The following is a 23,001-nucleotide window of genomic DNA, read 5'->3' on the forward strand; positions in this document are numbered from 1 at the left end:
TCAGTGCTCCCGGTCGATCGCGGACTGGCGCTGGCGGGCCAGGTCCACGGGCAATTCGGCAAAGGTGTAGTCGAACATCGCGCCGGTTTCCGGGGCGGCGGTCTGCAGATAGGCATTGACCTCGTTGTCCATCCACTCGTCGCACTCGGTCTGCCAGGCCGTTTCGCGGGTCTCGTCCCAGACACCCTGGCTTTCCAGCCAGGCACGCAGGCGCTTGACCGGTTCGCGGGTCCAGGCCTCGGTGACTTCCTCGGTGGCGCGGTAGCGGCGGGCATCGTCGACCGTGGTGTGGTCCGAAAGGCGATAGGTGACGGCTTCGATCACGCTGCCACCCTGGCCGTTGCGGGCGCGCTCGATGGCTTCTTCGACCACGGCGCGGACGGCGATGATGTCGTTGCCGTCCACCTGCACCGAGTACAGACCGGCGGCGATGCCTTTCTGTGCCAGCGTCTTGGCACCTGTCTGCTGGTGTCGGGGCAGAGAGATCGCCCACTGGTTGTTGATGATCACCGCCACCAGCGGCAACTGCTGGGCGCCAGCCATATTGATGGCGCCATAGAAGTCGCCCTTGGAGGTGCCGCCGTCGCCGACGCAGCACACCGCTACCCGCGGCTCGTTGCGGATCTTGAAGGCCAGCGCCGCGCCGGCGGCATGCAGGCACTGGGTGGCGATCGGCACTGACCAGGCAAAGTCGTGGCGGGCCGGTTCCTGCTGGTAGTCATTGCCGCGCTCGTCACCACCCCAATAGGTATAGACCTCGCGGGGCTGGACGCCGCGATACAGCTGGGCGCCGTACTCGCGGTAGCTCAGGCTCAGGACGTCTTCGGGACGCATCGCGGCCCCGATCCCTACCTGGGTGGCTTCCTGACCCAGGCAGGAGGCATAGGTACCCAGTTTGCCGGTACGCTGCATGGCGACCGACTTGGCATCGAAGATGCGGGTGGACACCATCAGCTTGTACAGCTCGACCATATGATCCAGGTCGCGGGCAAACTCGGGCAGATCCTCGCGGACCAGACGCCCTTCGGCGTCCATGTATTGTACGTAGTCGATTTCGAATTTGGCGGCAATGGCCACTACGCGCTCCGTTGCATCATGGTTTGAAGGCTTCCCGACACGACCTGCAAAGGGGCGGGAAACCGGAATGAGCCTGCCTTGATAACAGGCCGGGCCTCGGGTTCGCAAGGTTGACTGTATGAGCGAGTTCTGTTTGACGTAGTCGCATCCTGCGTTTGCCGAGATCGATCAGTGGCTTGGCTGCCGCGTGGTGGCCGGCGCAGATTGTGGCAGAAGCCGGGGTACTATAAAGAGACTTGTCCAAATTCATGAATCATGAAGACTTCTTCGCGTGAGGTAAGTGGCGCCGGCGAGATGGCCGTGTCACCGGAGTCGGGCTATGCCGACTATCTGCAACTGGATGTGCTGCTGTCGGCCCAGCGGCCCTTGAGTTCACCGCCACAGCATGACGAAATGGTGTTTATCGTCCAGCACCAGGTCGCCGAGTTGTGGATGAAGCTGTTTGTCCACGAGCTGGAGGCCATTCTTGCCGCGGTAAGGGCCGATGCATTGAGTCGCGCCATGACGGGCATGCAAAGGGTCAAGACGATCCAGGCGCAGTTGTACGAACAGTGGTCGGTGCTGGAAACCCTCAGTCCGGTCGATTATCTGAAATTCCGGCCCGTGCTGGGGCGAGGCTCCGGGTTCCAGTCGGCACAATACCGCGAGCTGGTGTTTATGCTGGGCGAAAAGAATCCGGACCTGCTGGACATGTTCGCGGATCGGCCCGAAGCGCAGCAGCGGTTGCAGGCTTTGCTGGAGCAGCCCTCGCTGTATCAGGAGTGGTTGCTGCATCTGCATCGGCAAGGGCATGCGGTGCCGGAAGACTGTCTGCAAGGCGATTGGAGCCGGCCACGGCCGCCGGATGAGCGGTTGTGGCCGGTGTTCCGGGCGATTTATCAGCAGCGCGAGCGTTATCCGCTGGCTTATGCCTTCTGCGAGCAGCTGGTCGACCTGGAAGAGCAGTTCCAGTTGTGGCGGTTCCGGCACCTGAAAACCGTCGAGCGCGTCATCGGCTGGCGGCGGGGCACGGGCGGTTCCAGTGGATTGGACTTCCTGCGTCAGGTATTGGACCAGAGCTTTTTTCCTGAGTTGCTGGCGATCCGGACCGGACTTTGAGGCCGGCAAGGGGGACGGGTCTGCACAAGGGCTTGACCGGCCGGTCGGGTCCGGCTCCGGCTTTTTTGCTAGCATCTGCCGGATGAGTTCTACTGCCCGTTCCATTTTGCAATCCGTGTTCGGCTATACCGCGTTTCGCGGACAGCAGCAGGCGGTGGTCGAGCATGTCGCCGAAGGTGGTGATGCGCTGGTGCTGATGCCGACCGGCGGCGGCAAGTCGCTGTGCTATCAGGTGCCGGCCTTGTTGCGGTCAGGTCTTGGCGTGGTGGTGTCACCGCTGATTGCCTTGATGCAGGATCAGGTCGATGCACTGCGCCAGCTGGGCGTGGCCGCGGCCTATCTCAATTCCAGCCTTGATGCCGAAGCGCAGCGGGCAGTCGAGCGGCAGATGATGAGCGGCGAACTGCAGCTGCTCTATGTCGCGCCGGAGCGGCTGCTGAGCCCGCGCTTGCTGGCGATGCTGGAACGGATCGAGATTGCCTTGTTCGCCATCGACGAAGCCCATTGCGTATCGCAATGGGGCCATGATTTCCGGCCCGAATACCGGGAGCTGGCCGAACTGCAGCGCCGCTTTCCGCAGGTGCCGCGCATTGCCTTGACCGCCACCGCCGATCCGCGGACCCGCGAAGAGATCATCGAGCGTCTGGGCCTGCAGCAGGCACGCCAGTTCCTGTCCAGTTTCGATCGCCCCAATATCCGTTACCGGGTCGGGCAGCGGCAGCAGGGGCGCAAGCAGCTGGAAGCCTTTCTGGCCGATCATCGCGGCGACAGCGGGGTGATCTACTGCCTGAGTCGCAAAAAGGTGGACGAAACGGCAGGCTGGCTGCAGGCCATGGGCTTCAATGCCTTGGCCTACCATGCCGGCCTGGAGGCGGCGCTGCGCAGCGAGCACCAGCAGCGTTTTCTGCGCGAAGACGGAGTGGTGATGGTGGCCACGGTGGCTTTCGGCATGGGGATCGACAAACCCGACGTCCGTTTTGTTGCCCACCTGGATCTGCCGCGCAGCATCGAAGGCTATTATCAGGAAACCGGTCGTGCCGGTCGTGACGGGCTGCCGGCGGATGCCTGGATGGTCTACGGTCTCAATGACGTGGTCACCATGAGCCAGATGATCGCGCAGTCGGAATCGGCGGATGATCGCAAGCGGATCGAGCGGCAGAAACTGGAGGCCTTGCTGGGTTATGCCGAAGCGACCACTTGTCGGCGCGTGCTGTTGCTGGCGGCTTTTGGCGAGACCAGCGACGGGCCTTGCGGCAATTGCGACAACTGCCTGGAGCCCCCGGCGACCTGGGATGCCACGGTCTGTGCACAGAAAGCCTTGTCCTGCGTGTTCCGCAGCGGCCAGCGTTTCGGCTCCGGCCATGTGATCGACATTCTGCGCGGGCATGCCACCGCCCGGGTCAGCCAGCTGGGGCATGACAAGCTCAGCACCTTCGGTATCGGTGCTGATCTGGACGAGAAGCAGTGGCGCTCGATCTTCCGCCAGGTACTGGCCCTGGGTCTGCTGGAGGCCGACGGCCAATCCCACGGCACCTTGCGTCTGACCGAGGCTAGCCGCAAGGTACTGACCGGCGGCGAGCAGGTCTGGCTGCGCAAGGAGCTGCAGCCGAAAGCGGCGCGGCGCAGGGACAGTCAGCTGGTGACGGGCGCCAGTGTCGGCATCGAAGCCTACGAGGAGCCGATGTGGAATGCCCTGAAGGGCTTGCGCAGTCAGCTGGCCAAACAGCACGGTGTGCCGCCCTACGTCATTTTCCATGACGCGACCCTGCTGGCGATGCTTCGAGCCCTGCCGGCCGACGAGACCGAGATGGGCTCCATCAGTGGCGTCGGCGAGGCCAAGCTGGCCCGCTACGGACGGGATTTCCTGGCCGTGATCAACGCTGCCGAATAGACCGGTCGCGCAGATCCTGCATCAGCGCCGGGCGGACTTGGGCCGGAAAGCAGCACAGACCTCATCACGGGTTTCGATATAGGGGCCGCCGATAAGATCCAGGCAGTAGGGGATGGCCGCGAAGATGCCGGGTACGGCGGCCTTGCCGTCACGGGCTTGCAGGCCTTCCAGAGTCTGCCGGATGGCCTTGGGCTGGCCCGGCAGGTTGATGATCAAGGCGGCATGATCGGCAAGTTCGCGCAGTGCACCCACCTGCCGCGAAAGAATGGCGGTCGGCACGAACTGCAGGCTGATCTGGCGCATCTGCTCGCCAAAGCCCGGCATTTCGCGAGTGGCGATGGCCAGGGTAGCTTCGGGCGTGACATCACGGCGCGAGGGGCCGGTACCGCCGGTGGTGATCACCAGATCACATCGCGCGACATCCACCAGTTCGATCAGGGCCGCCTCGATCGCGGCGCGATCATCGGCGATCAGCCGGGTTTCCAGTTGCCAGGGGCTGCTCAGGGCGGAGTCCAGCCAGTCGTGAATGGCGGGGATGCCGGCATCGACATAGTCGCCACGACTGGCGCGGTCCGAAATCGAGACGGCACCGACGCGCAGCGGACGAGATGCGCCGGTTTCCGCCGGGGCGGTGGGGGCGGCGAGGCTTTGATCGGACATGGGGACGCTCCTGGAAAGATCGGGCATATCGGTGGGCGAGGCCGTATCGGCTACCATGGGCGGCTTCACGACCAGGGACGAGCCATGGCCAAGCCATACGAACAAGCCTATTTCGACAAATGGTACCGCGACCCGGAGCATGCCGTGGCCTCGCCGGCGGAGCTGAGGCGCAAGGTGGCGATGGTGGTAGCCCAGGCCGAGTACTATCTGGGCCGCTCGATCCGCAATGTGCTGGATATCGGCTGCGGCGAGGCCCGCTGGCGCGCCGAGCTGAAAAAACTGCGGCCGAAAATCGAGTATCGCGGCCTGGATTCCAGCGAGTATGTGGTGCAGCGTTACGGGCGCACCCGTCAGATCGGGCTGGCCAGTTTCGGTCAGCTGGAATATCTGCGTTTCGACCAGCGCTATGATCTCGTCGTCTGTACCGATGTATTGCATTATCTTGCGCCGGCCGAGATCCGGGCCGGACTGGAAGGCGTTGTCGACATGCTGGAAGGTATCGCCTTTATGGAGGTCTATACCTCGAAAGACGATGTCGCCGGTGACCGCGAAGGTTTCCGCAATCGCAGCCCGGCCTGGTATCTGAAGACCTTCGGCGAGGCCGGGCTGCTGCCCTGCGGTTCGCATTGCTATCTGGGGCCGCGGCTGGAGCGTCGCATCGCGGCGCTGGAGCGTGCCTGGGTCTGATCGGGCGTCGCCGAGGTTGCGGAGGCGGTTTCTGGAAACACCCGTGCCGACAGAAAATCCACCAGGGCCCGGATCTTTGGCAGGGGATGCGGACTGGCCGGCCACAGAATATGGAACACGCCACGCCGGCGGGCATAGGCCGCCAGCACGACATGCAGTCGTCCTTCGGCCAGTGCATCCCTGACCGCAAATTCCGGCAGATAGGCAATGCCCAGTCCCTGCAGGGCGAAAGCCGTTCGGGTTTCCATATTGTTGCAGATCATGGATATCGGCAGCCTGGGCTCGGTATCGTGTCCGGTGCCATCCAGGTCCCAGGGCTCCAGCTTGCCGGTATTGGGGAAGCGATAATGCAGGCATCGGTGTATCGCGAGATCGGCGGGTATCTGCGGCGTGCCGTAGCGGGCCAGATAATCCGGCGAGGCGACCGGTATCGAACGGAAGCTTCCCAGTCGACGGGCGCTGAGGCGTGAGTCGGTGGGCGGGCCGGTACGGATCACGGCATCGAAGCCTTCCTCGATCACATCGACCAGTCGATCGCTGAAGTCCAGATCGAGTTCGATGTCGGGATAGGCCTGCATAAAGGCGCCCAGCGCTGGAAGCATCAAGGAGCTGGCCAAGGGGAGGCTGATCCGCAGACGTCCGCGAGGACTGGCGTCGGCCAGGGACAGGTCCCGCTCCGCCGCTTCGATTTCATCCAGAATGCGCCGGCTGCGCTCCAGAAACAGCTGGCCTTCCGCCGTCAGCGTCATGCTGCGCGTGCTTCGGTGAAACAGCCGCACCTTCAGCCTGTTTTCCAGGCGCGCCACGCTCTTGCCTACGGCGGAGGCCGAGATCCCCAGTTGCCGGCCTGCGCCGACGAAGCTGCGTGTCTCTGCCACCTGCACGAACACCATGAAGCCGTGCACGCTGTCCATGATTGCCTCGATATTAAGGACATCTAAGTCCGTTCTTAAGTGAACTCTATCCCTCTTTTTCCTGAATTCAAGGCCGCCTATGGTTGAGCTCCTTTCGATATCACCTGGTGGCTCCCATGCTTCGACACCTGTTGTCACTGCGCCTGTTCCCTGAAAGCTTCCATCGCGGGGTACATTCATGAACCCGCCTAAGCGGCCCAAGATGACGGCCACGATCTTTTGCCGACGGCCCGGGCCACTGATGGCCGACAGCCTCCAGGATGTCGACGTCGAGCGTCCCGAGCCCGGCCCGCACGATCTGCTGGTCTCGGTGCGTGCAGTGTCGGTCAATCCGCTGGATACCAAGGTTCGTACAGGTGCGGTCGAGGTACCCGTGGAGGTCCGCAGCCTGGGCTGGGATGCTGCGGGAGTCGTGGATGCCGTGGGTGAAGCGGTGACGCTGTTCAGGCCGGGGCAGAGGGTCTGGTATGCGGGCAGCTTCGACCGTGACGGCAGCAACGCCCAGTGCCAGCGGGTCGATGAGCGCATTGTCGGTCCGATGCCGGAAAGTCTGGGTTTTGCCGAGGCCGCGGCCATGCCGCTGGTGAGCTTGACGGCCTGGCAACTGTTGTTCGATCGGCTGGGAGTGGCGCGGGATGCTGCAGTGGGCAAAGGCTGCCTGCTGATCGTCGGCGGCAATGGCGGTGTCGGGCTGATGCTGATCCAGCTGGCACGCCGTTTGACCGGGCTGACCGTGGTGGCGACGGCGTCCAGCGAGCGCGGACGCGCGCAGTGCCTGCTGCAGGGCGCCCACCATGTTCTGAATCATCACCGGCCGCTGCAGGCCCAGCTGCTGGCGTTGTCGGTGCCCCCGGTTGACCATGTTGCGGCGCTTTCGCACACGGCTCAGCACCTTCCGGCGCTGGCTGAGCTGATGCAGTCGCAGGGCCGGTTGGCGATTATCGATGACCATGCAAGCCTGGATGCGGCTCCGTTCAAGGCGAAAAGCATTTCCCTGCATTGGGAGATGGTCTTCACCCGGCCGCTGTACCGCACGCCCGACATGCGGGCGCAGCACCGCATTCTGACCGAGGTGGCGGCGCTGGTCGATGCCGGTGTCCTGCATCCGGTGGTGGCCCAGATGCTCTCACCCATGAATGCCGAGCGTCTGATGCAGGCGCATCGGTTGGTGGAGGCAGGCGGTCTGGCGGGCAAGGTGGTGGTGGCACGGGATGTGGACAGACCTCTCCAGCCTATGGCGGAGGCAGAGGCATGAAGGCCGACACCCGCCTCCCTTGGCTGGCCTTGCTCGCATTGTCCCTCACGGCGTTCCTGACCATTCTGACCGAGGCCTTGCCTGCAGGATTGCTGCCCTGGATGGCAGAGGGACTGGGGGTTTCGCAGGCTCTGGCTGGGCAATGCGTGACGATCTATGCCCTTGGCTCGCTGCTGGCGGCTGTTCCGTTGACGGCGGCCACACGGCGCGTTGCTCGGCGCCGGGTTCTGCTGGGCACCCTGGCGGGATTTGCCACGGCCAATGGGGTAACGGCTCTGTCGGGAGACTACGAGCTGGTGTTGGCAGCACGCTGTGTTGCCGGCCTCGCGGCCGGTTTGCTGTGGTCACTGCTGGCCGGTTATGCGGCCAGGCTCGTACCTGCGCAGCAGGTGGGGCGTGCGATTGCCGTGGCCATGGCCGGCACGCCGCTGGCTTTGTCCCTGGGTGTGCCGGCGGCTGCCTTGCTGGGTGCGATGGCTGGCTGGCGTCCGTGTTTTGCTCTGATGTGTCTGCTTGCGGTATTGCTGATGGTCTGGGTTCGGCTGGCGGTGCCGGATTTTCCGGGCGAGACGGCGAAGGCCGGGGATTTGATGGCGAGTGCGTTGCGCCGGCCGGGCGTCATGCGGGTTCTGCTGCTGGTGCTGGTATTCGTACTGGCTCATAACCTGCTCTATACCTATATCGCCCCGCTGCTTGAGGCTGCCGGGCAGGCAGCGCATATGGATGCCGTCCTGCTGGTCTTCGGGCTGGCCTCGCTGTTGAGTATCGCCGTGGCCGGGGCATGGGTGGATACCCGCATGCGCGGCCTGGCTTTGGCCAGTACGCTGCTGTTTCTGTTGGCTGCCGTCGGGATGGCCTTGTTCTCGGCCTGTGTCTGGCTGATCTGGCCGGTCGTGGCCGGCTGGGGCCTGGCCTTCGGCGGGGCGGCCACGGTATTTCAGACGGCGCTGGCCCGGGTGGCCGGCGAGGCGGCGGACGCGGCCCAGTCGATGCTGGTAACTGCGTGGAATGCAGCTATTGCCGGAGGCGGCCTGCTGGGTGGTCTGCTGTTGAAGCATCTGGGGGTGACGGCGCTGGGACCGGCGGCCCTGCCTTTGCTGCTGATGGCCTGGTGGCTGGTGCGCGCCGGTGGCCGGGATGCCTTTCCGCGCTGCTGATCAGTGCGCAGGCTTCAAACACTGGCCTCGGACATGAAAAAAGCCGCCTGCGAACAGGCGGCCTTTTGGTGTCAGCGTCCCGAAGGATCAGCCGCCCGAGCGCGAGGCCCGCTTGCGGTCATTTTCCGTCAGGTGCTTCTTGCGCAGACGGATTTCCTTGGGAGTGACTTCGACCAGCTCGTCTTCGTCGATGAAGTCCAGCGCCTGTTCCAGCGAGAACTTGATCGCCGGGGTCAGCTGGATCGCGTCATCCTTGCCCGAGGCGCGCATATTGGTCAGCGGCTTGGGCTTGATGGCGTTGACGGTCAGGTCATTGTCCTTGGAGTGGATGCCGATCAGCTGGCCTTCGTACACCGAATCACCTTCGGCGGCGAACAGCTTGCCACGCTCCTGCAGCGGCCCCAGCGAGTAGGCGGGGGTGGTACCGGCGGCATTGGCGATCAGCACGCCGTTCTGGCGCTTGGCGATCTGGCCGTCTTCCTTCGGACCGTAATGGTCGAACACGTGGAACAGCAGGCCCGAACCCTGGGTCAGGGTCTTGAACTGGTTCTGGAATCCGATCAGGCCACGGGCCGGGATCATGTATTCCAGGCGGACGCGTCCCTTGCCGTCCGGCTCCATGTTCTTCAGCTGGCCCTTGCGGATGCCCAGGCGCTCCATCACCGGACCTTGGTGGATTTCTTCCACGTCGACCACCAGCTGCTCGTACGGCTCCATCTTCTGGCCGTCGATTTCCTTGATGATCACTTCCGGACGCGATACGGCAAGCTCATAGCCTTCGCGACGCATGTTCTCGATCAGCACCGACAGATGCAGTTCGCCACGGCCCGAAACCAGGAACTTGTCGGCATCCGAACCGTCTTCCACGCGCAGGGCCACATTGTGGACCTTTTCACGGTCCAGACGCTCGCGGATCTGGCGGCTGGTCAGGAACTTGCCGCCGGACAGGTCCTTGTTGCCGACGAAGGGCGAGTTGTTGACCTGGAAGGTCATCGAGATGGTCGGCTCGTCCACCGTCAGGGCCGGCAGCGCTTCCGGGCTTTCGGGTGCGGTGATGGTGTCGGAGATGGTCAGCTCGGCAATGCCCGAGATGGCGACGATGTCACCGGCTTCGGCCTCGTCCTGCTCGATGCGCTCCAGACCCAGGAAGCCCATTACCTGCAGCACCTTGCCGCTGCGCTTCTTGCCTTCGCGATCGATCACGGCGACGGGCATGTTCTTCTTCAAGGTGCCGCGCTGGATGCGGCCGATGCCGATGACGCCGACGAAGTTGTTGTAGTCCAGCTGGCTGATGCGCATCTGGAAGGGGCCTTCCGGATCCACTTCGGGCTTGGGCGCATGCTGCATGATCGCTTCATACAGCGGGGTCATGTCGCCTTCGCGGGTGGTGTCGTCCAGCGAGGCATAGCCGTTCAGGGCCGAGGCGTAGACGATGGGGAATTCCATCTGTTCCGGGGTGGCGCCCAGACGGTCGAACAGATCCCACACCTGTTCCACCACCCACTCGGGGCGGGCACCGGGGCGGTCGATCTTGTTGATCACCACGATGGGCTTGAAGCCCATGGCGAAGGCCTTCTGGGTCACGAAGCGGGTCTGCGGCATCGGGCCGTCCATGGCGTCGACCAGGATCAGCACGGTATCGACCATCGACAGCACACGCTCGACCTCACCGCCGAAGTCGGCGTGTCCCGGGGTGTCGACGATGTTGATGCGGTTGCCCTGCCACTTGATGGCGGTGTTCTTGGCCAGAATGGTGATGCCGCGTTCTTTTTCCTGGTCGTTGGAGTCCATCACGCGCTCGGCCAGCACGGTACGTTCAGCCAGGGTGCCGGACTGCTTCAGCAGCTGGTCGACGAGGGTGGTTTTGCCATGGTCGACGTGAGCGACGATGGCGATATTGCGCAGATTTTCGATGGACATAACAAGAGACCCGAAGTGGACGCCAAGCGTCGCCGGAGAAAAGTTGACAAGGAAGCTAAGCCGTTAAGTATAGCGGTTTATTGTGAATTTTGTCTTGCCAGCTCGGCCAGCGACCTGAACGGGGTCGCATCCGGGGCTGTCCGCAGCCCGGACCGGGCATGACCTATGGCGGCAAGGTGCCAGCCTGATGACGTGGCGGGGATGGCGCAAGCCAATCGCGGCCGGAATCGAGACGTGCGGAAAGAGCGGCCCCGCCGTATCGCGTGGCCATGGATCCTTCGACAGGGCATCGGCGCGGCACGGTCTTCATCTCTCCAGCCGGGAGGGGGCATGGGGTTATCAGGCGGGTATCAACGGCAATGACCTCTTGCACGCTGCTGGGGGCTGCTGCCAGTCGGAATGCAAGGCTGGCGATTTATTGACCGCATTTTGAGACGGGGCGACAAGAGAAAAATCGGGATACGGTGAATGCTTTCCGATTGATCGACCTTGTGGATGATGGCGGTGGCGGCACAATTTCATTTTATCTCGGGGCTGCCTCGAGCCGGGGCTGCGTTGCTGACCGCCATTCTGAATCAGAATCCGCGGTTCCATGCTGGGGTGGGAGGCCCGGTGGCCGGCATGTATGCGGCCTTGCTGGATGAGATGGGCGGCCGCAATGAATCAGCGATGCTGATTTCCGACGTGCAGCGAGAGCGGGTGCTGCGCGGTCTGTTCGAACAGTATTACGCCGATGCGCCGGCCGGCGGCGTGGTGTTTGATGCCCACCGCAGCTGGTGCAGCCGGCTGCGGTCGATCAAGACCCTGTTTCCGGGAGCGAAGATGATCGCCTGCGTCAGGGACATCAGCTGGATCGTGGATTCCATCGAGCGGGTCGTGCGGGTCAATGCCTTCCAGCCCTCACCGAGCTTCAACTACCCGTCCGGCGGCACGGTCTATTCACGCTGCGAGGCACTGACTACCGGTGACGGCATGGTGGCCCATGCCTACAACGCTTTGCGCGAAGCCTTTTACGGCGAAGACAGTGACAGCCTGTTGCTCCTGCAATATGAAACGCTGGTCGAGCATCCGCGGCAGGCCATGCAGGCGGTCTACGACTTTATCGGCGAAGCCGCTTTCGAGCACGAGTTCACCGATATCCAGTTCGACATGAGCGAATTGGACCGCCATGTGGGCACGCCAGGTCTGCACCGGGTACATCCCACGATCCGGTCTCGTTCACGTCCTTCCGTCCTGCCGCCGGATCTGATGCATCGATTCGATCAAGACGCGTTCTGGACCAACCAGGCGGTCAATCTGCGACAGGTTCGCATTGTCTGAAACGGGTCGGCCGCGATGGCCGGCAATCGCGGCCGATGGCCGAGGACTCTGGCTGCAGGCAGAGACTGGGGCTGGCCGGGGCGGGGCTGCTATGCTTGGCAGCCCCGCCGTGTTGCGGCGATTGCGTATCAAAAGGAATTCATCATGTCTTTGCGTCTGACCATCAAAACCAATCGTGGCGACATCCATCTGCGCCTGCATGCCGACAAGGCGCCGGTGACCGTTGCCAGCTTCGTCAACCTGATCAAGCATGGTTTCTACGATGGGCTGTCGTTCCATCGCGTGATCCCCGATTTCATGATCCAGGGCGGCTGCCCGGAAGGGTCGGGCCGTGGTGGCCCGGGCTACCGTTTCGGTGACGAGTTCGATGCTTCGTTGCGTCATGACAAGCCCGGCGTGCTGTCGATGGCCAATGCCGGCCCCGGCACCAATGGCAGCCAGTTCTTCATCACTCATGGCCCGACGCCGTGGCTGGATGGCAAGCACAGCGTGTTCGGTGAAGTCGAAGGTCCGGCGGACCAGGCTGTCGTCGATGCCATCGTGCAGGGCGATTCGATCGAGAAGATGACGGTCGAAGGTGATGTCGATGCGCTGCTGGCGGCCCAGGCCGACCATGTCGCTCAGTGGAATGCGGCGCTGGCCCAGCGCTGAGCGGGGCGGGGTGGCAGCGGCCGAGGTCGCTGCCACCTCTCTTCGCGTTGAATCATTGAATCATCTGAGGACGAGACCATGGGATTGTTGGACAATCTGTTGGGCAATGGCGGACAGGCAGCGTCCTTGATGGGCGTGGCCAGTGATCTGCTGGACAAGGTCGGTGGCGTGCAGGGCCTGGTGCAGGTGCTGCAGCAGCACGGTCTTGGCGAGCAGGTCCAGTCGTGGATCGGCACCGGTGAAAACCAGCCGGTCAGCGGCTCGGCTCTGGGTCAGGCGCTGGACAAGGCCGGACTGGGCAATCTGGTGCAGGAAGCGGCCAGCAAGGTCGGCATGGATCCGGATACCTTGCTGGGCCATCTTTCCGATCTGTTGCCGGCGGCGATCAATCATCTGACGCCGAATGGCCAGACGCCGGAAGCCGGCGCATCGTCGGGCGGTCTGGATCTGGGCAGTCTGGCCGGTCTGGCCAGCAAGTTCCTGAGCAAATAAGCCGTCGCAGGCCATTGTGCATGCACAGCAGAAGGGCGCCCATGTGGCGCCCTTCTGCTGTGCAGTCATCGAGCCGGGGAGATCAGCCTTCGTTGTTGCGACCGAACAGCCAGTGGTAAACGGCCAGCAGAATGACGGCACCGCCGATCGAGGCCAGGAAGTGCGCGCCACCGGTGGGTCCCCACAGATGCAAACGCTCGCCGACATAGGTGGCGACAAAGGAGCCGGCGATACCGAGCAGGCCGGTGATGATAAAGCCGCCGGGATCTTTTCCCGGACTGATCAGCTTTGCCAGAATGCCGACCACCAGGCCGACGATGAAAACCCATAACCAATGCATTGAGTTGTCCCTTCGATATGAAATCGGGCCGCACCTGCCTGATCTGGCAGGTCGACGCCTGATTCCACGCTAACATGTCAGTCCGTGGTTTGCCTGACCCGCGATTCATGGAGGCGGGAGGTGGCCTCATGGCGAGCAGCTGGGCGGGGTGGTCGTGGACCTTGTTCAGGATGGCTGCGAGCGCCATGCTGCGCTGCATCGTTGTATCGAATCTAGTGTGCGGCATTTTGCAGCACTTCCAACAGGCCCCCATGCTAAAATCGATCTGTTTGCAGGGACGCGTCACGCCCTGCTGATCGGTGTCGGCAGGCCATCGGACCCGTGCCGCTCCGTCCTGGTTCATCCCTACTGAATGCTTGTTTTCAAGGAGTCACCTGCATGAAAGCCCCCGTTCGTGTTGCCGTGACCGGCGCCGCCGGCCAGATTGGATATGCCCTGCTGTTCCGCATTGCTGCGGGCGACATGCTGGGCAAGGACCAGCCGGTCATCCTGCACTTGCTGGAAATCACCCCGGCGCTGCCTGCCCTGCAGGGTGTGGTAATGGAACTCAACGATTGCGCTTTCCCGACTTTGGCCGGGGTGGTGACCTCGGATGATCCGAATGTCGCTTTCAAGGATGTCGATTACGCCCTGCTGGTCGGCTCGCGTCCGCGTGGCCCGGGCATGGAGCGCAAGGATCTGCTGGAGGCCAACGGCGCCATCTTCGGCCCGCAGGGCAAGGCCCTGAATGACCATGCCAAGCGCGATGTGAAGGTGCTGGTGGTCGGCAATCCGGCCAATACCAATGCTCTGATCGCCCAGCAGAATGCGCCGGATCTGGATCCGAAGTGCTTTACCGCGATGGTGCGCCTTGACCACAACCGCGGCCTCAGCCAGCTGGCCGAAAAGACCGGCAAGCACAGCAGCGATGTCAAGAAGTTCACGATCTGGGGCAATCACAGCTCGACCCAGTATCCGGATCTGCACCACACTCTGGTCGACGGCAAGCCGGCGCTGGAGCTGGTGGATCAGTCCTGGTATGAAAAGGACTTCATCCCCACCGTGCAGCAGCGTGGCGCAGCCATCATCAAGGCCCGTGGTGCCTCCTCGGCGGCCTCGGCCGCCTCGGCTGCGATTGATCATATCCGCAACTGGGCGCTGGGTACGGCCGAGGGCGACTGGGTGTCGATGGGCATTCCCTCGGATGGTTCCTACGGCATCAAGCCGGGCGTGATATTCGGCTATCCGGTGACGGTCAAGAACGGCAAGTACGAGATCGTGCAAGGTCTGGCCATCAATGCGTTCTCGCAGGCCAAGCTGGATGCCACCGAGAAAGAACTGTTCGAAGAGCGCGCTGCCGTCGAGCATCTGTTCGCCGGCAAGTAAGCTTTCCGCCTGGCGGATACTGGAAAAGGGCGGCCTGACGAGGCCGCCCTTTTTTGCGCTCGCGCTGGCTGTTGTGGAGTCAGAGGGCCGGGCCACCGTTGCCGATCAAGTGAAGGCAGCACCCGCGTCCGTTGACAATATGGGGCGCAGGTATCTGGCCGCCCGATCAACGAGGAATCAGCTGTTCCTGCCTGAGCCGTTCGAACAGCTGTACAAAGCTGTCCAGGGTGCAGCGGTAGTCCAGAAAGCCGGCTTTGCGGCTCTTGCTCATATCGGTCAGCACTTCCATGGGGCGGCCCAGATCCGCATCGGTATGCCACCAAGTGGCCAGCTGGCCGATATCAGGCTGTTTGAGATCATGTTTTTGCGCCAGTTGGCGCCAGCCGTCCCCGGCCTGCTGCATGCGCGATTCCAGCGGTCGGACCCGGCCGTCGAACGGAGCGGCCTCAATGCCGAAATACTCGGCCAGTGCCGGCCACATCCAGCGCCAGCGGAAGACGTCACCGTTGACGATATTGAAGGCCTGGTTCCTGCCGGCCTCGTGGGTGCCGGCCCATTCCAGCTGGCTGGCCAGTTGGTCGGCATCGGTCATGTCGGTCAGGCCGTTCCACTGGGCCGCGGAGCCGGGAAAGATGAAGGGCTTGCCTTCAGCCTTGCAAAGACTGGCGTAGACAGCCAAGGTCTGGCCCATATTCATGGCATTGCCGGGCGCGTAACCGATCACGGTATGGGGGCGATGCACGCTCCAGCTGAAGCCGTGTTCGCGAGCAGCCGCAAACAGCTCGTCTTCCTGGGCGTAATAGAAGTTTGCGCCGGGCTGGCGCCCTTGGCTTTCCCGGAACGGCGTATCCGGCACCTCGCCAGCGGCATAGGCCTCGAAGGGGCCCAGGTAATGTTTCAGGCCGGTGACCAGGGCCGCGTGTTCAAGCCGGCCGCTGCGGCCCAGAGGTTGCAGTACATGGCGCACGATGTCGCCATTGACCCGGCAGTTCTCCTGCTCGGTCGCCTGGCGACTCCAGGCATTGAGGAATACATGGCTGACACCCAGGTCGGTGATGGCTGATGAAACGGCCTCGGCGTCGGTCAGATCTGCGCGAATGGAGTGGCAGCCGGCTATTACCTCGGTGCGACCGCGGGACAGACCGTGAACCTCCCAGCCCTGCTTGAGCAGATGCTCGCTCAGTGCGCGGCCGGTGACGCCACTGATGCCGATGACAAGTGCTTTGCGCTGCATGACGACTCCGAAGTCTGCCTGAAATTCCTGATTGACTATAGGGGAGAGAATAAATCCTGTTGGCGGTATTTTTTCTTCATCAAGGTGAATTTATGTCTTCAATCCATGGATATTTCCCCCGCCGAGCGCCTCAAGGGGCTGGTCCCCTTTGTTTATGCTGCCGAGGAAGGCAGCTTTGCCGCTGCTGCCCAGCGACTGCATCTCACCCCTTCGGCAGTAAGCAAGAGCGTAGCCCGCCTCGAAGCGCGTCTGGGTGTGGTGCTGTTTGAGCGCAGTACGCGCACGTTGTTGCTGACCGAGGCGGGACAGGCATTTCATGACACCTGCACCCGGATTCTGGCGGAAATCGCCGATGCCCATGCGGCCTTGGCGGCACGTCAGCGCGAGCCGACTGGTGTGCTTCGACTCGCCTTGCCGGCGACCTTTGGGCGCCTGTGCGTGATGCCTGTCCTGCTGGAGTTCTTCAAGCGCTACGCCGACCTGCGTCCGCAGCTGATGTTTGCCGACCGCTTCGTGGATCTGCATGAGGAGGGCGTGGATCTGGCGATCCGGATCGGTGGGGGCGATGACTTGCCCGAGTCGATGGCCCGACTGTCGCTGGGGCGGGAGCGTCTCATCTTTTGTGCTGCACCGGCTTATCTTCGCAGGCGGGGCACGCCCATGCGGATGGATCAGCTGGCACAGCATGACTGCATCGGTTATGGATACCCGGATGGCCGTCCATTGACGTGGACCTATGCCTCGGAAGATGGCGGGGCCGGGCGCAGCTCGATACGGCCCCGCATCCAGCTCAGTGATGCCGAGGCGCAACTGGCCAGCATGCGCGAAGGTCTTGGCATCGGCCAGATAGCCACATGGCTGGCACGTGATGATCTGGCTTCCGGTGCACTGGTGCCGGTGCTGGATGCGTTTTCCATTCCCGGCCTGCCTCTGCAGTTGCTGTGGCCGCGAACGCAGCAGCTGACGCCCAAGGTCAGCCTGCTGATCGAGTGGTTGCAGCATCGGCTGGTGATCGGTGGCGACACCTGTTGAGCGCCTCGCAGCGCGCCTGGCATGACCGGTCCGGCGGCCTGGGACTCAAGCTGCTCAAGCGCGGCTCCTTCGGGCGGCCATTCTTGTGGGTGCCGCCTGGGTGCATAGGGGAAGCCACGAGGGCGGGGTCGGCTGCAGGCGGCGAGCCAATGGCAGCAGGGCGGGATCCCATTCGGCCGCCAGCCAGTAGATCATCCCGGCCTTGTGCGGGTCGAAGCGGCCGCTGAAGCCGGGCAGGCCGGCCCGGGCGCGCTCCGCATCGAATTGCACATGGGAGTACACGAATTCCTGGTGACTCCGCTGTCCCGTGGCATAGGGCAGCAGCCAGGCGATCGCGGAGGCCAATGATGCTCCGCGGCCATTGCGCCAGTGATACCAGTCCTCGCCATGGGTTCGTGCGGCCAGAGCGGCCTGCAGCAGAGGCTGCAAGTCATATACGACATAGTGCAGGGCGTCACGCTGCCGATAGTCCAGCACTTCGCCATCGACCAGCAGATTGATATCAAGCTGCTGCCGGAACAGCTGGCGGGCGGCATCGAAAAGCCGGGAGTCTCCGGTGGCGACCGCCATCAGGGTGACCAGCTTGACCCTGTGGCTTTGCCAGTTGTTGCGCCAGCTGCCCTGATGGCCTGGGTGGCGCATGGCGCTGACATAGGCCCACGCCCAGTCGCGCAGATAGTTCCGGGTCTGCTCGCGCTGCAGGTGGTCCAACGCGGGACGGATGATGACGTAGGTGTCGATCAGTGCGTCAAAGCCGGTTTCATCGATGGGGTTGAGGCTGGGGCGGTAGGTGCCGATCCAGCTGAACAGATAGCGCCTGGCCATCTGCAGCCAACGTGGATCACCGGTCACTTGCCAGGCCAGAGCGGCATGTTGCATCAAAGGCAGGTCGCGACGCGCGAGCGCGCTCTGGTCATGGATGCCCTGGTGAGGCAGGGTGCCTTCGGTATGCAGCGCAGGCATGGGGGTCGGCGGCCGATCGATGCTGGCTTGCAGTTGCTGCAGCATCGGAGCGAGCTCTGTGGTGTCGGCCGCGAGCCGGGGCCGGCAAGCATCGACGGCCAGCACGGCTGGACTGCCACAGAGCAGGGTCAGGCAAAGTCCGGCCATCAAGGCGGCTCGTCCGATCGGGGCATGGCGTTGCGGGCTGCGGGTGGACGGCATGCCATCGTGGCTACGGCACATCATATTGCATCTCGATAGACGGGTATAACGGGGCCCGCAAAAGCAAAAGCCCGGCACGAGGCCGGGCTTTTGCTGCGCCGAAGCGGCAGGGTCAGCTTACTGCTGGACCTGCAGCTCGGTGCGACGGTTGCGAGCGCGGCCCTGATCCGTGGCATTGCTGTCGATCGGGTCGTTCTTGCCGTGACCGATCGGACCTTCCAGTCGGCTGGCGTCGATGCCGTGCGAGGTCAGATAGTCATAGACGATCTTCGCGCGACGCTCGGACAGCTTCTGGTTGTAGGCATCCTTGCCGACGCTGTCGGTGTAGCCGGCGACGGTGACATGGACCTGCGGGTAACGCTGCAGGGTATCAACGGCCTGATCCAGGATGGCGATCGAGTCGGAGGTCGGCACGGCCAGCGACTTGGCGATGTCGGTCTCGCCCACGCGCGGACGGTCGAACTTGAAGTTCACGCCGCGCAGATCGATGACGACCTTCTGCGGGCAACCGTCGGGACCGACGATGGTGCCGGCCGGGGTGTTGGGGCACTTGTCGTCGCAGTTGTTGACGCCATCGCCATCGCTGTCGAGGGTCGAGCAGTCAGGTGCGGCCGGCGGCGGCGGAGCGGCGGGGGCCGGGGCAGGCAGGGTCGGTGCGGCGCCGAAGCGGGCCACCAGGCTCACGCCCAGGAACCAGTCGCCGTAGCCGTCCTTCTGCGGCTGGGACTTGTCGTCCCAATCGTAGCGGTAGCCGCCTTCGATGCGGAAATCGGTGCTGTCGGTGATGGTCTTGGACAGACCGACACCCAGTTCACCGGCCGGCGACCAGGCGCGGCTGCCGACGCCCGGCTGGATGCGATCCTGGTGACGGCTGCCCATCACGCCGGCCAGCAGGTACGGGCGCCAGGAGGTCCAGGAGCCGGCATAGAAGCGGGCGGCCACGCCGACGTTGGTGCTGGTCCAGCTGCCACCGCCGTAACGGTTGTCGACGCCGCGGCTGGTGCGGTCGGCGAAGATGTCCAGCGAGATGTTCTTGTTCAGGAACGTACCGACAGCCAGACCGTAGTAGACCTGCTTGTTTTCGGTGTGACGGTCGGTGTCGTTGTAGAAACCGCCGACGGTCGGAGCGATGTACCAGCGGCTGTCATAACCTTTTTCGCTCTGGGCTGCTGCCCAGCCGGCCGGGTGATGGCCGTCATCGGTGGCCGGTGCAGTGTTGTCCTGCGCGTGAACGGCACCTGCGCCGCCCAGGGCGAGGGCGATCATGAAATACAAACCTTTACGGTTCATCGGGTGTCTCCTCATTGCTCGGTGTCCGCATCCATTCCGAACCAAAACGGAAGTCGCGTGTAAGAGCACCGATTTGGTTTTATTCGCAGAATAACCGGAATCCCTCAGGGGGCCGGAGGCGCTGCATCCCTTCATGCGTTGCGCCATGCGGAGTCTAGCAAAGATTGCGAACTCATTCACATCAACATCAGGAAAGTTCCCCGCTCCTGTCAGCTGTCCGGTGGGGTCGCGTTCAGGCAGTCGGGCCGCAGGTCAGGGCTTTCGTCGAGCTTTCATTATCCGCAACAGTCATTTGGCATCGCGCAAAAGCAAAAGCCCGGCACGAGGCCGGGCTTTTGCTGCGCCGAAGCGGCAGGGTCAGCTTACTGCTGGACCTGCAGCTCGGTGCGACGGTTGCGGGCGCGGCCCTGATCCGTGGCATTGCTGTCGATCGGGTCGTTCTTGCCGTGACCGATCGGGCCTTCCAGGCGGCTGGCGTCGATGCCGTGCGAGGTCAGATAGTCATAGACGATCTTCGCGCGACGCTCGGACAGCTTCTGGTTGTAGGCATCCTTGCCGACGCTGTCGGTGTAGCCGGCGACGGTGACATGGACCTGCGGGTAACGCTGCAGGGTATCAACGGCCTGATCCAGGATGGCGATCGAGTCGGAGGTCGGCACGGCCAGCGACTTGGCGATGTCGGTCTCACCCACGCGCGGACGGTCGAACTTGAAGTTCACGCCGCGCAGATCGATGACGACCTTCTGCGGGCAACCGTCGGGACCGACGATGGTGCCGGCCGGGGTGTTGGGGCACTTGTCGTCGCAGTTGTTGACGCCATCGCCATCGCTGTCGAGGGTCGAGCAGTCAGGTGCGGCCGGCGGCGGCGGAGCGGCGGGAGCCGGGGCAGGCAGGGTCGGTGCGGCGCCGAAGCGGGCCACCAGGCTCACGCCCAGGAACCAGTCGCCGTAGCCGTCCTTCTGCGGCTGGGACTTGTCGTCCCAATCGTAGCGGTAGCCGCCTTCGATGCGGAAATCGGTGCTGTCGGTGATGGTCTTGGACACGCCAACACCCAGTTCACCGGCCGGCGACCAGGCGCGGCTGCCGACGCCCGGCTGGATGCGATCCTGGTGACGGCTGCCCATCACGCCGGCCAGCAGGTACGGGCGCCAGGAGGTCCAGGAGCCGGCATAGAAGCGGGCGGCCACGCCGACGTTGGTGCTGGTCCAGCTGCCACCGCCGTAACGGTTGTCGACGCCGCGGCTGGTGCGGTCGGCGAAGATGTCCAGCGAGATGTTCTTGTTCAGGAACGTACCGACAGCCAGACCGTAGTAGACCTGCTTGTTTTCGGTGTGACGGTCGGTGTCATTGTAGAAACCGCCGACGGTCGGAGCGATGTACCAGCGGCTGTCATAGCCCTTTTCGCTCTGGGCTGCTGCCCAGCCGGCCGGGTGATGGCCGTCATCGGTGGCCGGTGCAGTGTTGTCCTGCGCGTGAACGGCGCCTGCGCCACCCAGGGCCAGGGCGATCATGAAATACAAACCCTTACGGTTCATTCGGGTGTCTCCTCGTTCTAATTGATCTTGTAAGGCAGAATGACAAGAGGCTGCGGACTGATCGCCTGGCTGATGACGAGCGCCGATTATCATGGCAGAGCTTACTTGCTGGCTATTCTTAGCAAATTTTGAACATTTGCAAGAGGCGTGTTGTCAGCGGTTCATCTTCACGCGCCGGTGCCGCCAATACGCAACGGCGCAGGCTCGCGGTTGACCCACTGCATACCCCACTGCAGAATGGCATCAGAAAGGGAGTAGTTCCAGTGCCTTGGCGTGAATGCGAGGTATCAGCGCGTTGATCGTCAGCACGGGTGCTTCCACCCTGGTCGACGCGGCGGTTCCACCGCGAACGAGACTTTTGTGATCGCTGCGGCCGAGGCGGCCGGGCGGGTGACCGAGTCTTTGGAGAGGGTGATGGAACCAATGTGGCTGCACTGGCTTTATGGTCTTCTGACCGTGGTCCTGCTGGACCTGGTCCTGGCTGGCGACAATGCGATCGTGATCGCGCTGGCCGCGCGGGCTTTGCCCGCGCAGATCCAGAAAAAAGCGATGCTGTGGGGAGTGCTGGGGGCCGTCGCCGTGCGGCTGCTGATGACGATAGCGGTGGTTTACCTGCTGAAAGTGCCGGGCTTGATGCTGGCAGGCGGTTTGCTGTTGCTGCCGATCGCCTGGAAACTGCTGACTCAGGCCGAGCATGCCCCGTCCACCGAAGCGGCGACCAGTTTCTGGGGTGCCTTGCGTACCATCGTGGTCGCCGACGCCCTGATGGGGCTGGACAATGTGCTGGCCATTGCCGGCGCCTCCGGTGGCCAGCCGGCCCTGGTGATTGTCGGCCTGCTGGTCAGCGTGCCCCTGGTGGTCGCCGGCTCGACGCTGATCCTCAAGCTGATCGAGCGACTGCCCCTGCTCGTCTATGTCGGCGCAGCGGCCATCGTGGTGACCGCGGTGCGGATGGTGTGTGACGATCCGCTGGTCGCGGCGCACTTGAAGTCGTGGTGGAGCGGCATGCATTACGTCTTGATGGCCTTGATGATTCTGCTGATCTGTGGCGGCGGCTGGTGGCGCCGCCGCACGGTGGCGACCGCTTGAGTCCGCGGCCGCAGCGCTCACGCCCCTTGCGACCCTCCGGGGCGACCAGAGGCACATCGACGTTGCCGCGGCATGGCCTGGCGCGGGTGATCAGCAAGTCCGGTCACTGTTCGCGCAGCCAGGCTGAAAAGCTGGTGCGCGAAGGCCGGGTCGGTCTCAATGGGCGGATCGAGCGCGATCCGGAGGCTCCGGTGGTGGCAGGCCGGGACCGGGTCACGGTTGACGGTCAGGTCCTGCAGGCCTTGCAACGCGTGTATATCGCGATGAACAAGCCGCGCGGCATGGTCACGACGGCCGCGGATGAGCGTGGCCGCGACACGGTCTACCGTCTGCTGGACGGGGCCGGTCTGCCTTGGCTGGGCCCGGTCGGAAGGCTGGACATGGCCAGCGAAGGTCTGCTGCTGTTCAGCAATGACAGCGTCTGGGCGGCGGGACTGACAGCGCCGGAATCGCATCTGGCCAAGACCTATCATGTCCAGATCGACTGCATTCCCGATGCCGGCCTGCTTGCCGCGCTGGCCGAAGGCGTCGATGACGGGGGCGAATGGCTGTCGGCCCGTTCCGTCGAGCTGTTGCGCCATGGCGAGAAACACGCCTGGCTGAGCATCGTGCTGGATGAGGGCCGCAATCGGCATATCCGCCGACTGCTGGCGGCGCACGATATCCAGGTGCGTCGCCTGCTGCGCGTCGCCATCGGCGATCTGGCGCTGGGCGAACTCGGCAAGGGCCAGTGGCGGCATCTGCGGCCCGAGGAAGTGGCGGCACTGAATGCTGCAGGCCACGGCTGAGGGTCCACCGCGACCGGATGGCAACCGCGATCCGGTGCGGCA

At 63.6% G+C, this 23,001-nt stretch carries 21 protein-coding genes; 12 read left to right on the plus strand and 9 right to left on the minus strand.

The window, feature by feature from the left end; genetic code table 11:
• The gene (pdhA, locus tag FRAAU_RS05660) at positions 1–1,077 is read right to left on the minus strand and encodes a pyruvate dehydrogenase (acetyl-transferring) E1 component subunit alpha (protein WP_014402607.1); all 1,077 of its coding nucleotides are present in this window, start codon (positions 1,075–1,077) and stop codon (positions 1–3) included.
• 255 nt (positions 1,078–1,332) lie between these two features.
• Here pdhA and FRAAU_RS05665 point away from each other — a divergent pair, with 255 nt between their 5' ends.
• Together FRAAU_RS05665 and recQ are read left to right on the plus strand one after the other, a co-directional pair.
• Entirely contained in the window at positions 1,333–2,175 is an 843-nt protein-coding gene (locus FRAAU_RS05665; RefSeq protein ID WP_014402608.1) for a tryptophan 2,3-dioxygenase, read from the plus strand.
• A gap of 82 nt (positions 2,176–2,257) precedes the next feature.
• Positions 2,258–4,066 (plus strand): DNA helicase RecQ, encoded by a 1,809-nt coding sequence (recQ, locus tag FRAAU_RS05670; RefSeq protein WP_014402609.1) that lies wholly within the window; start codon positions 2,258–2,260, stop codon positions 4,064–4,066.
• 21 nt (positions 4,067–4,087) lie between these two features.
• On the opposite strand, the gene mog is transcribed toward recQ, so the two are convergent.
• Complete coding sequence (gene mog / locus FRAAU_RS05675; RefSeq protein WP_014402610.1) at positions 4,088–4,726, minus strand: molybdopterin adenylyltransferase; 639 nt, start codon at positions 4,724–4,726, stop codon at positions 4,088–4,090.
• An 84-nt stretch (positions 4,727–4,810) separates the two neighbouring features.
• Here mog and FRAAU_RS05680 point away from each other — a divergent pair, with 84 nt between their 5' ends.
• Positions 4,811–5,413: a methyltransferase gene (locus FRAAU_RS05680; protein ID WP_014402611.1), complete on the plus strand. Its 603-nt coding sequence runs from the start codon at positions 4,811–4,813 to the stop codon at positions 5,411–5,413.
• Here the strand turns inward: FRAAU_RS05680 and FRAAU_RS05685 are convergent.
• On the minus strand, positions 5,356–6,327 hold the full coding sequence (locus FRAAU_RS05685; protein WP_014402612.1) for a LysR family transcriptional regulator: 972 nt from the start codon (positions 6,325–6,327) through the stop codon (positions 5,356–5,358). The genes FRAAU_RS05680 and FRAAU_RS05685 overlap by 58 nt on opposite strands.
• A 202-nt stretch (positions 6,328–6,529) precedes the next feature.
• Here FRAAU_RS05685 and FRAAU_RS05690 point away from each other — a divergent pair, with 202 nt between their 5' ends.
• Both FRAAU_RS05690 and FRAAU_RS05695 read left to right on the plus strand, forming a co-directional pair.
• Positions 6,530–7,582 (plus strand): zinc-binding alcohol dehydrogenase family protein, encoded by a 1,053-nt coding sequence (locus FRAAU_RS05690; RefSeq protein WP_052317813.1) that lies wholly within the window; start codon positions 6,530–6,532, stop codon positions 7,580–7,582.
• Positions 7,579–8,739, plus strand: a complete 1,161-nt coding sequence (locus FRAAU_RS05695) for an MFS transporter (protein ID WP_014402614.1) — start codon at positions 7,579–7,581, stop codon at positions 8,737–8,739. Before FRAAU_RS05690 ends, FRAAU_RS05695 begins: the two co-directional genes overlap by 4 nt.
• Positions 8,740–8,826: 87 nt before the next feature.
• Here FRAAU_RS05695 and typA read toward each other — a convergent pair whose 3' ends face one another.
• Positions 8,827–10,659 carry a translational GTPase TypA gene (gene typA, locus FRAAU_RS05700; protein WP_014402615.1) on the minus strand — a complete coding sequence of 611 codons (1,833 nt, stop codon included), beginning with the start codon at positions 10,657–10,659 and terminating at the stop codon, positions 8,827–8,829.
• Between the two features lie 498 nt (positions 10,660–11,157).
• Here typA and FRAAU_RS05705 point away from each other — a divergent pair, with 498 nt between their 5' ends.
• The 3 genes from FRAAU_RS05705 (at position 11,158) to FRAAU_RS05715 (ending at position 13,122) form a co-directional block, all read left to right on the plus strand.
• A complete protein-coding gene (locus FRAAU_RS05705; RefSeq protein ID WP_014402616.1) occupies positions 11,158–11,979 on the plus strand; it encodes a sulfotransferase in 822 nt (273 codons plus the stop codon).
• Between the two features lie 144 nt (positions 11,980–12,123).
• Entirely contained in the window at positions 12,124–12,630 is a 507-nt protein-coding gene (locus FRAAU_RS05710) for a peptidylprolyl isomerase (protein WP_014402617.1), read from the plus strand.
• Between the two features lie 78 nt (positions 12,631–12,708).
• Positions 12,709–13,122: a YidB family protein gene (locus tag FRAAU_RS05715; RefSeq protein ID WP_014402618.1), complete on the plus strand. Its 414-nt coding sequence runs from the start codon at positions 12,709–12,711 to the stop codon at positions 13,120–13,122.
• Between the two features lie 82 nt (positions 13,123–13,204).
• Here the strand turns inward: FRAAU_RS05715 and FRAAU_RS05720 are convergent, their stop codons facing one another.
• Complete coding sequence (locus FRAAU_RS05720) at positions 13,205–13,462, minus strand: GlsB/YeaQ/YmgE family stress response membrane protein (protein ID WP_014402619.1); 258 nt, start codon at positions 13,460–13,462, stop codon at positions 13,205–13,207.
• A gap of 378 nt (positions 13,463–13,840) precedes the next feature.
• Here FRAAU_RS05720 and FRAAU_RS05730 point away from each other — a divergent pair, with 378 nt between their 5' ends.
• Positions 13,841–14,827, plus strand: coding sequence for a malate dehydrogenase (locus tag FRAAU_RS05730; RefSeq protein ID WP_014402621.1), 987 nt, complete (start codon positions 13,841–13,843; stop codon positions 14,825–14,827).
• Positions 14,828–14,993: 166 nt separating this feature from the next.
• Here the strand turns inward: FRAAU_RS05730 and FRAAU_RS05735 are convergent, their stop codons facing one another.
• On the minus strand, positions 14,994–16,061 hold the full coding sequence (locus FRAAU_RS05735; protein WP_014402622.1) for an SDR family oxidoreductase: 1,068 nt from the start codon (positions 16,059–16,061) through the stop codon (positions 14,994–14,996).
• Positions 16,062–16,166: 105 nt separating this feature from the next.
• Between FRAAU_RS05735 and FRAAU_RS05740 the strand changes: the two genes are divergently transcribed.
• On the plus strand, positions 16,167–17,093 hold the full coding sequence (locus FRAAU_RS05740) for a LysR family transcriptional regulator (protein ID WP_014402623.1): 927 nt from the start codon (positions 16,167–16,169) through the stop codon (positions 17,091–17,093).
• Between the two features lie 54 nt (positions 17,094–17,147).
• On the opposite strand, the gene FRAAU_RS05745 is transcribed toward FRAAU_RS05740, so the two are convergent.
• The 3 genes from FRAAU_RS05745 to FRAAU_RS05755 form a co-directional block, all read right to left on the minus strand.
• Complete coding sequence (locus FRAAU_RS05745; RefSeq protein ID WP_217176251.1) at positions 17,148–18,257, minus strand: alginate lyase family protein; 1,110 nt, start codon at positions 18,255–18,257, stop codon at positions 17,148–17,150.
• A gap of 117 nt (positions 18,258–18,374) precedes the next feature.
• Entirely contained in the window at positions 18,375–19,547 is a 1,173-nt protein-coding gene (locus FRAAU_RS05750) for an OmpA family protein (protein ID WP_014402625.1), read from the minus strand.
• A gap of 362 nt (positions 19,548–19,909) precedes the next feature.
• Entirely contained in the window at positions 19,910–21,082 is a 1,173-nt protein-coding gene (locus tag FRAAU_RS05755; protein WP_014402626.1) for an OmpA family protein, read from the minus strand.
• 414 nt (positions 21,083–21,496) lie between these two features.
• On the opposite strand from FRAAU_RS05755, the gene FRAAU_RS05760 reads away from it, so the two are divergent.
• A complete protein-coding gene (locus FRAAU_RS05760) occupies positions 21,497–22,171 on the plus strand; it encodes a YjbE family putative metal transport protein (RefSeq protein ID WP_014402627.1) in 675 nt (224 codons plus the stop codon).
• Positions 22,168–22,959, plus strand: a complete 792-nt coding sequence (locus tag FRAAU_RS05765; RefSeq protein WP_014402628.1) for a pseudouridine synthase — start codon at positions 22,168–22,170, stop codon at positions 22,957–22,959. Before FRAAU_RS05760 ends, FRAAU_RS05765 begins: the two co-directional genes overlap by 4 nt.
• Positions 22,960–23,001 lie beyond the last annotated feature (42 nt).

Source organism: Frateuria aurantia DSM 6220, assembly GCF_000242255.2.
Classification (GTDB): Bacteria; Pseudomonadota; Gammaproteobacteria; order Xanthomonadales; family Rhodanobacteraceae; genus Frateuria; species Frateuria aurantia.